Origin of the sequence: Dyella nitratireducens (assembly GCF_014642835.1) — a bacterium.
Lineage (GTDB): Bacteria > Pseudomonadota > Gammaproteobacteria > Xanthomonadales > Rhodanobacteraceae > Dyella_B > Dyella_B nitratireducens.
The window spans coordinates 1,902,517-1,916,129 of sequence record NZ_BMJA01000001.1; the positions used below are offsets into that span (position 1 = coordinate 1,902,517).

Below are 13,613 nucleotides of genomic sequence, written 5' to 3' on the forward strand. Positions count from 1 at the left end.
GCTTCGGTACTGACTGATTAATCAGTGCCGGAGCGCGCGCCAAAAGCCCGGGGGATAACCATGTTGTGCGAGATCGAATTCCTAGCGGTAGGGGAAGCAAGCAGAGCTGGCGACGCCATTGTCATTCGCTACGGCAAAGTCGATGACTTTAAGCTGATGGTGGTCGATGGAGGCACTGCTGATACGGGCAAAGAGTTGGTGACCCACCTAAAAAAACAATTCGGCGACAATGTCCAATTGGAACATGTCGTGTTGACCCATTCTGATAGTGATCACGCGTCAGGCTTGCGCGAGGTACTTCGAGAGATCCCGGTCGCCAATTTATGGCTCCACGTTCCATGGATCTTGTCGAAGGACGCCATACACTTGTTCAAGGATAAGCGCTGGACCGAACAAGGACTAGCGAATGCGATTAAGAAAGAATATGACATAGTCGCTGAAATAGTAGATTTGGCGGAAGAAAATGGATGCACAATCCAAGAACCCTTTCAGGGCGTCCAGATCGGACCGTTTGTTGTACTTTCGCCCAGACGTTCCACTTATCTACATCTGCTTCCTCAATTCGACAAAACGCCAGACCCCGATCAAGATTTACTCGAAAACGCTGACTTGTGGCTTGGAAAGCAGAGTGCGATTGCCTCGTTTCTCCAAGAAGCGTTGGCCAAAGTGCGTAGCTGGACCACCGAGACTTGGGACGAAGAGCGCCTCAAAGATGGCGGCCAAACCTCTGCCAGTAATGAGAGCAGCGTTGTGCTCTACGCCAACCTTAGCGAAGAGCGCAGGGTACTGTTGACCGGGGACGCTGGAATCAGTGCTCTTACCTGGGCTGCTAATTATGCAGACGCTAAACAGCTCCCCTTGCAATCTTTCAGTTTCGTCCAAATTCCACATCACGGTAGCCGTCGTAACGTCGGGCCGACGATACTGAATCGGCTATTGGGGCCAATTCGTAAAAAGGGGAGCTCCTCTTCATTCAGCGCCTACGTGTCCGCCCCAGTTAATGACGAAAAGCATCCACGCAAGATTGTCCTCAATGCGTTTATGCGCCGCGGCGGAGAAGTTATAGCAACTCAAGGGATAAACAAAGTTCACAAAGGTGGCTTTCCATCGCGGCCAGGATATACCTCCGCCACACCTCTAGAATTCTCGGCTAGCGTCGAAGAGTATTGAGGCCAGCAATGTCTGACTCTCTGAAAAACTGTTCCTTGATGCCTACGATCGACCGGCAAGGCTTGTGCCAATGCTGCTTGTTCTGGCCCCGATACCGGTGCTGGTTGTATGTCTTTTTGGCACCGCAAAGATTGTTGCAACCAGCATCCTATCGATAGTTACGTATTGTGGCGCAGGCTATGCAATGGTCAGAGTAGCGCGCGATGCGGGTAAGCGTCAGCAAGATCGTTTGTTTAATAAATGGGGGGGCGCCCCAACCACACAGCTCCTTCGTCATCGGAATACCCACTTTGATGCTCACACAAAAGAACGGTTTCATGCCGTAGCTGAGCGTGGGATTGGTAAAGTAATGCCTACCCCACAAGCCGAAGCGGCCGATCCTACTGCGGCGGACGAGCTCTATCGGGCCGCAACAAAGTGGTTAATTAATCAGACTCGAGGTGACACCAAGCGTTTCGGGCTGGTATTCAAGGAGAACATTGCTTTTGGCTTTCACCGCAATGCCTTCGGCGTCAGATGGCTCGGTGCATCCGTGGCATTTCTCTGCCTTCTCATTATTGCGCTTAAAATCAAGATCATCTCGCTATCGCCTCCTTATGCTTCATTGACCTCCTTCTCTCAGCTCGACCCGATGGCAGCGTTAGCGCTCGGAGTGTCGGGAATGATGCTGATTGCTTGGTTATTTTGGTTTACCGAAGCTGCAGCAAAACGTGCTGGTTTCGCATATGCGGAACGTCTCTTGGAGAGCTGCTATGACTTAGAGAGCCCACGCAAGACGACGTCAAAGAAAGAAGCAGAAAGCCAACAGTAAAGATAGGGAGCTTCCGATCGCACCTATGATCTTACGCATATTCAATGTTGAGCATGGCGCCTGTGCGATTCTCGCAGGGCCAAGCAACGCCATTGCCATGATCGATTGCGGGCATAACAGCACCTCTGGCTGGCGACCCAGCAATTTCCTAGCCGAAGACACCCCAGATGGTAAAAAGGCGAATGTTGCCTACTTTGGTCCGGGTATGCACGCCCACGGCGTCATTGTCGACGGCGACAACATTGTTCTATTCAAAGGCAAGTTTCCCAAGGAAGAACGCCTAACAGTGATCTAAGATCTTACTGGAGGACATCGACTAGGGTTTATTAGCCCGGCCCTGATTTTTGCCGCCACCATGACCGAAGTGCTCTGACAGCGGCTCTTCAACGTGTCGAATGAGCTCACCGGTGCTAAGCACACGAATAGTCTCGACGTAGCGGTCGTTCTCACGATCAATGACGCGAATAAGATGATGCCATTGATCGCCTTTGCGATAGTAGCTTGCCCCACTGCGGGTATCGATGTAGAACTTTGAACTGCCAGGTTTGTACGCTTTGGCACGGATTCCGTCGTGAACGACAAAACTATCGTGAAGTCGCATCGTAACGACACGGCCCAAGTTGCCACATGCCGGACACGGAGTGGATGGCTCGCCACTTGGCTCGTGTAACTCGGCACCACATTTAACGCAGCGGGATTCTTGCATGTGAGCCCTAACGCCTGAATTGAGCGGCACTGAAGGCACCCGCTTGGACGAATAGTTAGATTACACGCTCCCAAAGCTCTGTAGGTTTATAGGTAAACGTTACCTCTACACGGCCAGCGACTCGGGAAGGAATGAGGCTGTATTTGGTGAAACGGCCTGTCGTCGGCCAACCGATTGACTTCGTGTAACTCTATCGACTCGACACCCCGTTAACAGCCCGCCGGAAAGGTAGCCTGCTGGCCACGCTGTGGACTGGCCAAACTATGGCTTAAGGCGTGGCCAAACTATGGTTTAAAGCGCATTTTTTGCGCGATGAATCATAGTTTGACCGGCACGACCAAACTATGAGATTCCACAAGCAAAATTTGACCAGCAGACGTTTTGCCTTTACGGGCAAAATCAGGCCTTCCTTAGTCCGGCAAGCTGACCACCGGTGCGAAGCCGCCGAAGATCATGCGCTTGCCATCGAAGGGCATGTCGGTGGCGGCGTCCATGCGCGGATCTTTCATAATTTTCTCCATGCCAGCATCGCGGGTGGCCTTGTCGGGCCATTCCACCCAGGAGAACACCACGGATTCATCTTCCTTCGCCTGCACGGCGCGGCGAAAATCGGTGAGCTTGCCATCGGGCACGTCGACACCCCAGCACTCCACCACTCGGATGGCGCCAAACTCTATGAAAATGACGTCGAACGTACGGGCGTATCCGATGAATTTCTCGCGGTTGGCATTGGGTACGGCGATCACGAAACCATCGATGTAGGACATGGCAGTTTCCTTAGCGGGAAGGAGCGACCGACATGGTCGCCTTCATGCATGCGACGAACGGGCGTGCGCGGGATCGACACAGGACCGCTCTTCGACCAGTCGCCGCAAGAAAGAGGCTAACGGATTCTTCTTTGAAGTGAAGGCTCGCTTCACAGCTGCGCGCCCTATCAAGCGGTTACCCGCCGATTCTTGATCACGACCTTGCAGCTGCGTTTGCCTTGAGCGGCCAAACTGTGCGCGACGTTCCCCGCTTTCTGTAGCGGAAGGGCCTTTTTTAGACCTGATTTGGCTCGACTTTCGCTCCCGCATTCATGCGACGACGGCCGTTTCAAAGGCACTCTGTGCCAGCATGCCAGGATGTGGGTTAATCCCAAACGGTGTGGTTTCGCCCAAGCGTAAAGCCGATGCTACGAAGGCCCACAGGGCTTCGGGTGGAGGAGCATCCGCGGGTGGCGATCCATCCGATTGCTGGCGTCCGGCAGCACCAGTCTTTACATATTTGCCGATAACCGTAGCGGTACCGCCTTTGGCGTGATCTGCACCTGGTAGCGTGCGGCTGAATTCGCCCGTCAACAGCGTTACGACATTGCGGCCCGGCATGGCCATGACACGACTGAGAAACGTTGCAAGCATCGGTGTAATGGGCGCCATGATCTCGCGCGCTACCTTTCCCGTGTCGTCGCGATGGGTATCAAACTGGCGATCTTGTCGGCCGGTGTATGCCGGTTGCGCATAAATCACACTGGCGCCTTCATGCACCAGGGCTTCTACGGCGGCGAAGGTTGCTCGCTGACTATCAATGGCAGGGTTGGTACCGAATGCACCATAGGCTTCACGGATGTCGTTAAATTGAGCGATGGAGAGTGTGCGACGTGCATCGTCGAGCCTTTCCAAGCGCTCGAAACCGATGCCTTGTTCAGTCGGTGGATTTGCCGCGACACCCACCGGCAAGCCCAAGTTGTTGACGATGGCGCAAGAAACCGCACTGCGTGGCATCGCTGCCGCCATGCGTAACAGCTGGCTGCGCGGACCTGACTGCAGTACCGCAACGCGCGAATCGTTGTGCGAATAAAGACCATGGCGGAAGTGCACCGATGCCATGTGGCTCAGGGCTACGGCGGGAAGTGCGCCCAGCGAGCCGGCATCGACATAAAGTCCATTGCCCAGACCGCGTACGTTGTTGCGCGTCACGCCGAATGCGCCGTTGGCAAGGAAAGCGTCTGTACTGTTGAACAGACCAGCAGGTCCACCGTTTAGCCACCACACAACCAAGGTAGGACGTTCAGAACGGTGACCTGATTTGGCCAACAGATGCCAATCGCCGAGGGCTAGCGTGCTAGTCAAAACCGCACCTGCCTTGAGGAAGCCGCGTCGTGTCATGCCGGGTGCATACATGTTGACCTACCTCATTCGACGTGGCGGCCGGCTAAGTCACCGGCCGCATTCCGTAAGCTGCTGGCTTGTTGCCTTTGCCGCGGATTCAGACGTAGCCTAAGTCCGTCCGTCTTTCGAAAGGTGGCCATCTTGTGTCGCGTTTCAGACAGCAGCCTACGCGTGGGAAAGCGTGGCCAATTACGGCCCTGGCCAAGGACTATCCGCGCGGATGGCACGTGCCGACGCATCGGCATCGTCGTGGTCAGTTGATCTACGCCAAATCGGGCGTGATGCACGTGACCACGCGCGAAGGTATCTGGATCGTTCCACCACAACGTGCCTTATGGATACCGCCAGGTATGGAACACGAGATTCAAATGAACGGCCATGTGGCTGTGCGAATGCTGTATTTGGATCGCGCTAGCAGCGTATTGTTCGGTTTGCATTGCAAGGTATTGTCCGTGTCCACGCTATTGCGGGAACTGATCCTGGCGGCGGTGCAGGCGCATGCAGCGATGCGCAGGGAGCGCATGACTATCCTGGCGCCTCTGTTGTTGCATGAACTGCAGGGAGCAAAGGAAGAGGCCTTGCACATACCTGTACCATCAGATCCTCGACTCAAAAACGTATGTCAGCGTTTGCTTGTTGGAGCATCACGCGTTGAAACACTGGAACAGCTGGCGGCGCATGCCGGTGCAAGCAGTCGGACCTTGGCGCGGTTGTTCGAAAACGAATTGCAGATGTCATTCGTGCACTGGCGGCAGCATGTCCGGCTGGCCAGGGCGCTGAGTCAGATAAGCCAGGGACATGCCATCAAAACAGTGGCTCGTGATGCGGGCTACGCGAGTTGTAGTGCTTTCAGCAGCATGTTTCACCGCGTGCTGGGTATCACGCCTACTCACTATATGAAGCAGGTAATAGAGCCTTCCGTGGCGTCTTCTCGTTCGGCGTAATTCAACTCTATTGTCATCGCTGCCTGGGGGGTAATGGTGCGAGATTCGCGCAGAAACGTTCGATGCAGAACAGGTCCATACGCCTTCTGCGCTTGAACGTACGCCTACAACGACTGCGACACCATCGGCGCTGTTCGATGTCGCTGATTACGACTTTTTCGCTAACGATTCGGAACAATCGTCCCGCTTGATGACGATCCCGCTTGAGATGATCGCGTTTGCTGGTAGTCGTTCCTGGTTTGCTGTGCACCGAATTGCGCAGGTGGCCGAATCAAAAACCAGATGGCGGGGGCGCTGAGTACGGCAGCCCAAATGACAAACCAGAAAATCTTCCGCGCCCGCATCTGCATATTCAAAAGAGGAACGTCACGACATGGCGTGTGCCGCGCGTTTTTTTTGAAGGTCAGCCACAAAGCTGCCGCCAAGAAGTAAAAGGCGCCAAACCCGGCATAGCCAGTCAGCTGAACGAGGCCGGGCGCGACATGGAAGGAGCGGTAAATAAAGGCGATACCCGCGAGCGCCGACTGCGCGCCGCTGATCATCATGAAAGCCTGACCACCGAGTTTCCGGCGCGAGATGCCCACGGCCAGCTGAAAGATACCCGCAAGTAGCGCCCAGCTACCAAACACCAGAACGCCACCCGCATTGCCGTGCAGACCCACTGCAATGCCCATGCAAATCGCGGTCACTGCACTGACGATCATGTTGAATGTTTGGCCTTTGTTGAACGCAAGGCCGCCGCTTTTCTGTGCGTCCAGCCAGTTCGCGTAGGCGTCCCACGCCGGATAGAGCACAAGCAAGGCGCCTGCGAGCGGCAATGACGCGGGCGCCGTGATCACGACCAGCGAAATCCATGCGACGGCTACGCCGGCCCGAAGAAAATAGAACTGCTGTAACCAAGTCATGAAGAGCGCTCCTAGTCAATAACGGTTGCCAGCCTACTAGTAGGTAGACACGACGTCAACTCGGAATTTGAGGCCCTAACTGGATTCGCTGGCCGTCTTCGGTATACCTACCTAGTGATAGGATGGCCCTATGACGACACAACAGAAGCTCATCGATTCGGCTCGTTACCTCATCCAGACGCGGGGCTACAACGGATTCAGCTACGCCGACGTCGCCGACCAGGTCCAGGTGCGCAAGGCGAGCATTCACCACCACTTTCCCGCCAAGGCCGACCTGGCTCGGGCCGTCGTGGACGAGTCACGAGCGCAAATCGAGCAACATGCACGAGCACTCGCTGAGGCTGGCGTCAATCCCCAGCAACAACTTCTCACCTACACCCGTTATTGGGAAAAATGCATCGCTGACGCGTCGGCGCCTTTTTGTGTCGCGGGTATGCTTGCGGCTGAGATGCCGACACTACCCAGCGACTTGGCCGATGCCGTGCGCGCGCATTTTCGCTCGCTGACAAACTGGCTTGAGGCCGTCTTGAGCACGGGCTCGCAACTCGGCGTCTTTCAATTGCGCCATTCGGTCCGGCAAGAAGCCGAGGCCTTCATGGCGATGGTCTATGGCGCGATGTTAGTCGCTCGCGCCTATGCAACACCGACTACGTTCGCCGATATCGTGGACTTGGCGTTCAAGCGGCTCTTAGCGAAGTAGCCGCACCAGCTCGTCATGCTTTGCAGTTTTGGCCAAACGATGATTCAAGGCCGGTCAATCTATGGTTCAAAGCGCACGCGATCCGACATAGTTTGGCCGACATGGCCGCAAGGTGCACATGCATCACCAAGTGTCGATGGTTATGGACGGATAAATTTCTCTAAACCGTGCGATCACACCGCGTGAGACATCAGGGAGAATCAGTATTGCCTTCGGGTTCCCCTTCTGGAGGTTTCTGGCAATACCCGCAAAATGTGGGATATCGCTGTAGGAAACGGGCCCTTGTGCGACGATAAAAATACGATCGCAATGAAGCAAATTGCTGAAGTTCACATGCCCAAAAATTGCATCTTGACGACTCAAAGATATCGCGCATGGATTAGCTTTCGGTAGATCCAAAGGGTTCGTTACAAATGGGATGTGCAAATGATTTTTTTTGTCGCCAGTACGACGAGAGCTAGCGTACCCAAGCTGCTTTGTAGCTAGTAATGCACGAAATGCCATCCCACCGCCACAAGAGTCTTCGCTTAGAAGTGATACTACTTGAAATTCGCCACCGTCATCTTCGACGGTAATGGAGTCCTGATTGAAATCAACGCGCAAGGTTGTGGCGGCGCCGTGCATAAAGGCATTTCTAGCGTACTCAATTACGAAATCTCGAAGCGTGCGAGCGACTTCTTCTCCGCAGATATCGGATATCCAAGAATTCTTAACGGCAATTCCAATTTTTTCGTTGATATCTGGTGTGTGTTCCAAGGCAACTGAGTCTTCGGCTAATCCGGTAGACAGCAATTCGCCATGATTCTTGATCGCATTGTCACCATACGCTTGGCGAAGTTGTGCCCGCTTTTCCGCCAGTACTCGCCATTGTTTGAGCATTTTAACAGTGTATGTAACTTCGTCTTTGTCGATCAATTTGGCATGGGTGCTGCAGCACCAAATGCCGTTGTCGATTGAAGCTCTCTGAGCTGGAGTCAAGCTAGGATCATAGCGTCGAGATCCCTTCCCACTGGAGGCAGCAGAGATGTGTGCGGCCTCTCCGGTGTTTGCTGTCGCCGTTTTACTTTCTTTGCTCGGACCTGCAGTGATAGCTCCGCACTCCGGAAAAGAGCACCGATGTCCAGCGCGTTGGGCGAGAACTTTTTTTGTGCTTAAACTAAAATCGTCCCGAGCCATTGAAAAGCATGCCTGCTAGTTTAGGTGAACAAGCCTCCGAAGGGCATCGAATGTTCGAGCGTATTCACGGAGGTTATATGGATCTTAAAGGGCGCTGGTGTCCCTTCTCCGAAGGCGCGGTTATCTTAGAGCCGAGGGCAGGCGCATCTCTAACAAGAAAACCATACCTTTACAATCTGTTACTTACATCTGCAAGCGCGGCAATGGTACTTACCCACGTAGCTTACGAGCCCGTATAAAGCGAAGCTACCAATGATCACAGCGCCAATGATTTTGCAAACAGTACCTTCCATATCAACCTCTTCATGTTGATGTGGTGGTGTAGCCACGCAGTCCTGGCTACACCACCTTCACAATGCAATGAATCTAACGCTTGACAGCTTTCTTGCTGGCCGGCTTACGGCCAGCAGCAGCCGGTTTCTTCGAGACTTTCGTAGTCGGCTTCTTGATTGCGGTTGTCTTACCGATAGCTTTCTTCGTCGTAGATTTCTTGACCGTTGCCCGCTTGGCCACAGCTTTCTTGACGGAATCCTTCCTGACGGCAACTTTCTTTGCCTTGGTTTTCCGTGCTGGCGTTTTTTTGGAAGGCGTCTTTTTCACTGACGATTTGCGTACGAAATTCTTGCTCTCAGACTTGCCCCTTTTGGGAACGGCCTTGCCTTCTTCAGCTCTCGGCGAAATCGAGCCATCCTCCACGCTCTGGGCGAGTGTGAGAAGGTTTTTGGCACGTGTAGCCAGCGCCTCGGATGAGATGGCGTCGGTAGCGATGGCCGAACCACAGGACGAGCAGAATTTGGTGCCCTTGTCGTTGGCCGCGCTGCAGCTTGGGCAGAACACGGTATGGGCTTTTGCTTCAGCTTTCCTGCGCATGTAAGCCATCTGGATAACGCAGGGAACAGTCACACGGTATGCGGGACTTGCGAGGTCGGCCACCGTCCACAAGCCGGTGATTACCCAACCAACCGGACCGATGGCGATGTTGATGACTTTCGTAAGGGTGCTGTAGTAGACGAACGGAATGGCGCGTCCCAATAGTGCCTTGGCGATGCCATTGGCGACAATCACGGCCATCTTATAGGTCGCGAATCCGCCCATGCGAGCCGCCGTAATGGCTGCGGCTACCGCGGCGGGGCTTGCGCCAGAAGCTTCGCCGATTCCCAGTTCCTTGAACACTTGTTCCCGTTCGGCCGGAGACATTTTGGCTACTGATTCCGCGAAGATCTTTTGAAGGACCAACATTTCTACGTCTTCGGCGGACGCGCTCTTAGAGAAGTTGACTTTCAGATGAGTGGCAACGTCATGAACTAGCGTTTTGTAGTCGACTCCGCGGCCACGGAACAGATTCACCAGGCTATTGCCACCAAACGCGCGGACCTCAGCACCAATAAGTTCACGGTCAGCCAATTCGTAGCGGCCAGCGACCTTGCAAGCAACAAGGCGCTTGCAAACGTCGCTATCCAGCGAGATACGACCTTCGCCTTTATCGGTGATGTAGTCGGTGAGGACATCGAGGTCTTCCACATCTGCGTGCTTGAGGACGTAATCGAAGCTCATGATTGGTTCCTTAGTGGGAAGTGGCACCGAAAGTGGCGCAAAGGCACAACAATGCGGCGTGATAATTGGGATCCAGACGTGCCAACGGTGGGAGTGCGCAGGTGGTCATCAATCCCAAGCGCCAGCGTTCATGGATAGACTGGACCTCGCGAGCCAATGGATCGGACGCATCGCAATCGGCCACAGACGGGTCGACGCCCAACCGCTTGGCAACTTTCATGGCTACGTCGGCACGCTCATCGGGGCCGTGCTTACCAGAGATGATGGAGCGTGTTGCAGCCTTGATCTCTGGGTCATTAATCGCACCCGCCATATAGAGCGCGGCCATGACCAGGCGTTGCCAATCCTCGGGGCGCATCACCAGAAAGGCCGGCGGCACATTGAGCGCCTCTCCCAATCGGCAAAGCGAACGAAGATCCGGGTTCGCGAGATCGCCCTGCCCTCGACTGCCCGCCAGATATTTGGCAATGCTGGAGCGACCCACGCCTGAACGTGCAGCGAGATCATGCTGAGAAATAGGCTGAGCCTGCCCATCCTCGCTGGTGCCAGCTACATGCATAGCGCGGCGAAGGGATTCGCCGAAGCTGTCACGTACTTGGGTAAATGGCAGGTCGGTCGCTTCCTTAGCGACTAACGGTTCCTGCAGGCGATTGGAAGCCTTCATGATGTCCCCCTGATGTGTGGGACATACTTTAAATACGATATACCGTCCTGTCTGGATGGCTTGTGCTTTTAAATGGACAGAAGAGGTCAGCTTTGTCCAGCGTAATGGACAAACATGGCGCTAGGGATCGTCGCCAACTTCGATAAACTCGCTTCTACTTCGCCGCCACCACCTGATGCCCCTTGCTACGCAGGTCCTAGAAGACCAACCTCGATAGAAGGATAGTTAGGCCAGATCCATGATCTCGCTGGAGGCGCTCATCCATCCGAAATCAGACGCCACCAGCGACCATAAAGACTGGATTTGGCGATATGAAGCAGGCATTCGATACCGGCTTTTTTCTTAACTCCTCTTCTTGAAAAAAATGTGGCCCTTTGCCACGTGAGGTCCATCAGCCGCTGTGACACAATACGCTGAGCCTGCTCCAGGCTTAGGTGAATCAGGGATCTTTGCGTGTTCAGGCGCACCGCACATCGTCGATTTGTAGCATGGCTCGGCATTGCCGCCATGCTACTTGTCGTTGTGATGCCGCTGGTGTCGCGTTCGATGCCCAACCATGCCGGCATGGACATGGGTTGCCATATGGGCATGATGCATGGCGCGCATCATCACCATGCTCCGTGCAGCCCTGAAGATCCGGACGATCCCACCGCGCATTGCGGTTATTGCACGCTGCTCTCGCATACGCCGGTCGCCGCATTCGATGTACCTGTTGTTCCGATAGCCGCACTTCTTCCGGCTTTATCGCCACAGACGACGACGCTCCGAAGCGAACCCACCACGCTGTGGCTGAGCGCGCGTCCACGCGGGCCGCCGCGCACGGTTTGACCGACGATCAGGCGGAACGTTTGGCACGTTGCCATGCGTGTCTGCCGCCATGGAATGATCCGCATTGAGCATGACGCGACCAAGGCGCAACAGTGCCTTGGTGTTGTTGCTTGGTGAAGATCCGTCATCGATCACTTCGTGTGCACGCCATCGCGGGCGCTGTCACGCATGGAATGCTTTCTCATGTCCTCTACAAACCTTCACACGTTCTCTCGATATTCGCTCGCCAAACCACTCGCAGCCGTCGCCAGTCTTTTGGCGTTGGGTGTACTTCCCGGGGCTGCACATGCTTGCGCTACGTGCGGCTGCACCCTCAGCACAGATGCCGCCACGGGTTATTCGACCGCGTCAGGATGGCGCGTGAATGTCGACTACACCTTCATCGACCAGAATCAACTACGGCACAACAGCGGCAAGGCCAGCCCCGAACAAGTCGTCAATCAGCCATCCGATCCGTCGCTCGGCGGTGGAGAAATCGAGCGAGGCACGATCAACCGTTACATCAATGTCTCGGCCACCTACCGCTTCAATGCCGACTGGGGCCTTACGTTTCTGCTGCCCTACGTGATTCGCGATCACTCTACCTACGGCACGCAGTTGGCTCCGTATACATCCAGCGAAACCGCGCCCAATCAGATCAGCGATGCGCACGTATCGGGCCTTGGTGACGGCAAGATCATCGCCAGTTATCAGGGGTTTTTGCCTACGCACAATCTGGGTGTGCAATTCGGCGTCAAGCTGCCTACCGGCAACTACGGTGGCCAGGACATCGACGGCAATCTGGTCAGTCATCCGGTGACGTTCAAATCCGGCCCCAATCTGGGGCAATCGCTCGACACCAGTCTGCAAGCCGGCACCGGCAGTACGGATCTGATCATCGGCGGCTACTACTTCCAGCCGGTGAGCCAAAATTTCGATGCGTTCGTGAATGGCCAGTTTCAAGCCGCTGTCAAAGAAAACCTGGATCACCCCGGCGCGGATTTTCGTCCCGGTAACACCACTACGATCAGCGTTGGCCTGCGTTACGAAGCGCATGCCAACTGGGTACCGCAATTGCAAATCAACTGGCTGCACAAGATGGCCGATCAAGGATTTCTATCCGATCACCCGGATACGGAAGGCACGGTCGCGTATCTCAGTCCCGGCATCAGTGGCAGCCTGAGCAAGAATCTTCAGGTGTACGCCTTTGTGCAGGTGCCGATTTATAGCCATCTGCAGGGATATCAGCTTTTCCCCGGGTGGACGGGAACCGTGGGCATCAGCATGAAGCTTTGAATGGCGAGGATGGCCTTCGACAAGGCGTTGCCGCGCCCATGCGGCAACGCTTCGGAAAACATTTTGGAACTGGAACGATGTTTGGACGTATCAACCCTTACATGCGATGCATCGCGGCGGCGATGATGTTGATGACTGTTGCGTTGCCCTTGCGCGCTAACGACCTGGTCGTGGGGAAATCTGCCCCGCCGATAACGCTGAGCACGCTCGACGGAAAGCACATTGCGCTCAGCGATCTGCGAGGAAAGGTGGTGATCCTGACCTTCTGGGCAACATGGTGCGCCCCATGCCAACAGGAGCTGCCGCTGTTATCCGAGTACGCACGCGAGCATACGAAGGATGGCTTGGTCGTACTCGGCTTCAGCCTCGATGACGCGGACAACATGAAGCAGGTTCGCGCTGTGGCTGACCGTTTGAGTTTCCCCATCGGCTTACTGGGCGACCCGCATGTACCGGGTTATGGACGCATCTGGCATCTGCCGGTGAGCTTCATCATCGATCGCAACGGACTGCTCGTTGACGATGGATGGAAAGACAAGGATCCAAGCTGGACGCAAGCGCGGCTCGACAACGTCGTAACGCCATTACTAAGCGCAGCGGATTAACCGCCTTGTTGGTGCTGTTTCAGCGCAGTCCGATAGGCTGGGTCATGAGTGACGAAATGATGGTGGGTTCGATGTCGCCAACGCCATCAGCCAGAGCGTCGATGGCCGCGGATCGGTGGGTCAAA

15 protein-coding genes are annotated in these 13,613 nt (G+C 55.0%); 8 read left to right on the forward strand and 7 right to left on the reverse strand.

The window, feature by feature from the left end; genetic code table 11:
• Positions 1 to 60: 60 nt before the first annotated feature.
• The 3 genes from IEX75_RS08705 (at position 61) to IEX75_RS08715 (ending at position 2,276) form a co-directional block, all read left to right on the forward strand.
• A complete protein-coding gene (locus tag IEX75_RS08705) occupies positions 61 to 1,170 on the forward strand; it encodes a ComEC/Rec2 family competence protein (RefSeq protein WP_188793821.1) in 1,110 nt (369 codons plus the stop codon).
• A 70-nt stretch (positions 1,171 to 1,240) separates the two neighbouring features.
• Complete coding sequence (locus IEX75_RS08710) at positions 1,241 to 1,981, forward strand: hypothetical protein (RefSeq protein ID WP_188793822.1); 741 nt, start codon at positions 1,241 to 1,243, stop codon at positions 1,979 to 1,981.
• Between the two features lie 25 nt (positions 1,982 to 2,006).
• Positions 2,007 to 2,276 (forward strand): hypothetical protein, encoded by a 270-nt coding sequence (locus IEX75_RS08715; protein ID WP_188793823.1) that lies wholly within the window; start codon positions 2,007 to 2,009, stop codon positions 2,274 to 2,276.
• Between the two features lie 21 nt (positions 2,277 to 2,297).
• Here IEX75_RS08715 and IEX75_RS08720 read toward each other — a convergent pair whose 3' ends face one another.
• The 3 genes from IEX75_RS08720 to IEX75_RS08730 form a co-directional block, all read right to left on the reverse strand.
• Positions 2,298 to 2,582 carry a hypothetical protein gene (locus IEX75_RS08720; protein WP_188793824.1) on the reverse strand — a complete coding sequence of 95 codons (285 nt, stop codon included), beginning with the start codon at positions 2,580 to 2,582 and terminating at the stop codon, positions 2,298 to 2,300.
• Positions 2,583 to 3,097: 515 nt separating this feature from the next.
• Entirely contained in the window at positions 3,098 to 3,454 is a 357-nt protein-coding gene (locus tag IEX75_RS08725) for a DUF1428 domain-containing protein (RefSeq protein ID WP_188793825.1), read from the reverse strand.
• 309 nt (positions 3,455 to 3,763) lie between these two features.
• Positions 3,764 to 4,834 carry a twin-arginine translocation signal domain-containing protein gene (locus IEX75_RS08730; RefSeq protein ID WP_188793826.1) on the reverse strand — a complete coding sequence of 357 codons (1,071 nt, stop codon included), beginning with the start codon at positions 4,832 to 4,834 and terminating at the stop codon, positions 3,764 to 3,766.
• A gap of 146 nt (positions 4,835 to 4,980) precedes the next feature.
• Here IEX75_RS08730 and IEX75_RS08735 point away from each other — a divergent pair, with 146 nt between their 5' ends.
• The gene (locus IEX75_RS08735) at positions 4,981 to 5,781 is read left to right on the forward strand and encodes an AraC family transcriptional regulator (RefSeq protein ID WP_188793827.1); all 801 of its coding nucleotides are present in this window, start codon (positions 4,981 to 4,983) and stop codon (positions 5,779 to 5,781) included.
• Positions 5,782 to 5,942: 161 nt separating this feature from the next.
• On the opposite strand, the gene IEX75_RS08740 is transcribed toward IEX75_RS08735, so the two are convergent.
• A complete protein-coding gene (locus tag IEX75_RS08740; protein ID WP_229720702.1) occupies positions 5,943 to 6,686 on the reverse strand; it encodes a hypothetical protein in 744 nt (247 codons plus the stop codon).
• A 130-nt stretch (positions 6,687 to 6,816) separates the two neighbouring features.
• Between IEX75_RS08740 and IEX75_RS08745 the strand changes: the two genes are divergently transcribed.
• The gene (locus IEX75_RS08745; RefSeq protein WP_188793828.1) at positions 6,817 to 7,386 is read left to right on the forward strand and encodes a TetR/AcrR family transcriptional regulator; all 570 of its coding nucleotides are present in this window, start codon (positions 6,817 to 6,819) and stop codon (positions 7,384 to 7,386) included.
• A 123-nt stretch (positions 7,387 to 7,509) separates the two neighbouring features.
• Here the strand turns inward: IEX75_RS08745 and IEX75_RS08750 are convergent, their stop codons facing one another.
• The 3 genes from IEX75_RS08750 to IEX75_RS08760 form a co-directional block, all read right to left on the reverse strand.
• Positions 7,510 to 8,562, reverse strand: coding sequence for a hypothetical protein (locus tag IEX75_RS08750; RefSeq protein ID WP_188793829.1), 1,053 nt, complete (start codon positions 8,560 to 8,562; stop codon positions 7,510 to 7,512).
• Positions 8,563 to 8,928: 366 nt separating this feature from the next.
• Positions 8,929 to 10,116, reverse strand: coding sequence for a zinc-ribbon domain-containing protein (locus tag IEX75_RS08755; RefSeq protein WP_188793830.1), 1,188 nt, complete (start codon positions 10,114 to 10,116; stop codon positions 8,929 to 8,931).
• Between the two features lie 10 nt (positions 10,117 to 10,126).
• On the reverse strand, positions 10,127 to 10,780 hold the full coding sequence (locus IEX75_RS08760) for a helix-turn-helix domain-containing protein (protein WP_188793831.1): 654 nt from the start codon (positions 10,778 to 10,780) through the stop codon (positions 10,127 to 10,129).
• A 453-nt stretch (positions 10,781 to 11,233) separates the two neighbouring features.
• On the opposite strand from IEX75_RS08760, the gene IEX75_RS08765 reads away from it, so the two are divergent.
• The 3 genes from IEX75_RS08765 to IEX75_RS08775 all read left to right on the forward strand — a co-directional run bounded on the left by IEX75_RS08765 (position 11,234) and on the right by IEX75_RS08775 (position 13,488).
• Positions 11,234 to 11,608 (forward strand): DUF2946 domain-containing protein, encoded by a 375-nt coding sequence (locus tag IEX75_RS08765; protein WP_268236465.1) that lies wholly within the window; start codon positions 11,234 to 11,236, stop codon positions 11,606 to 11,608.
• Between the two features lie 360 nt (positions 11,609 to 11,968).
• A complete protein-coding gene (locus IEX75_RS08770) occupies positions 11,969 to 12,883 on the forward strand; it encodes a transporter (RefSeq protein WP_229720703.1) in 915 nt (304 codons plus the stop codon).
• 77 nt (positions 12,884 to 12,960) lie between these two features.
• Positions 12,961 to 13,488: a peroxiredoxin family protein gene (locus tag IEX75_RS08775; RefSeq protein WP_188793834.1), complete on the forward strand. Its 528-nt coding sequence runs from the start codon at positions 12,961 to 12,963 to the stop codon at positions 13,486 to 13,488.
• The last annotated feature ends 125 nt before the right edge of the window (positions 13,489 to 13,613 follow it).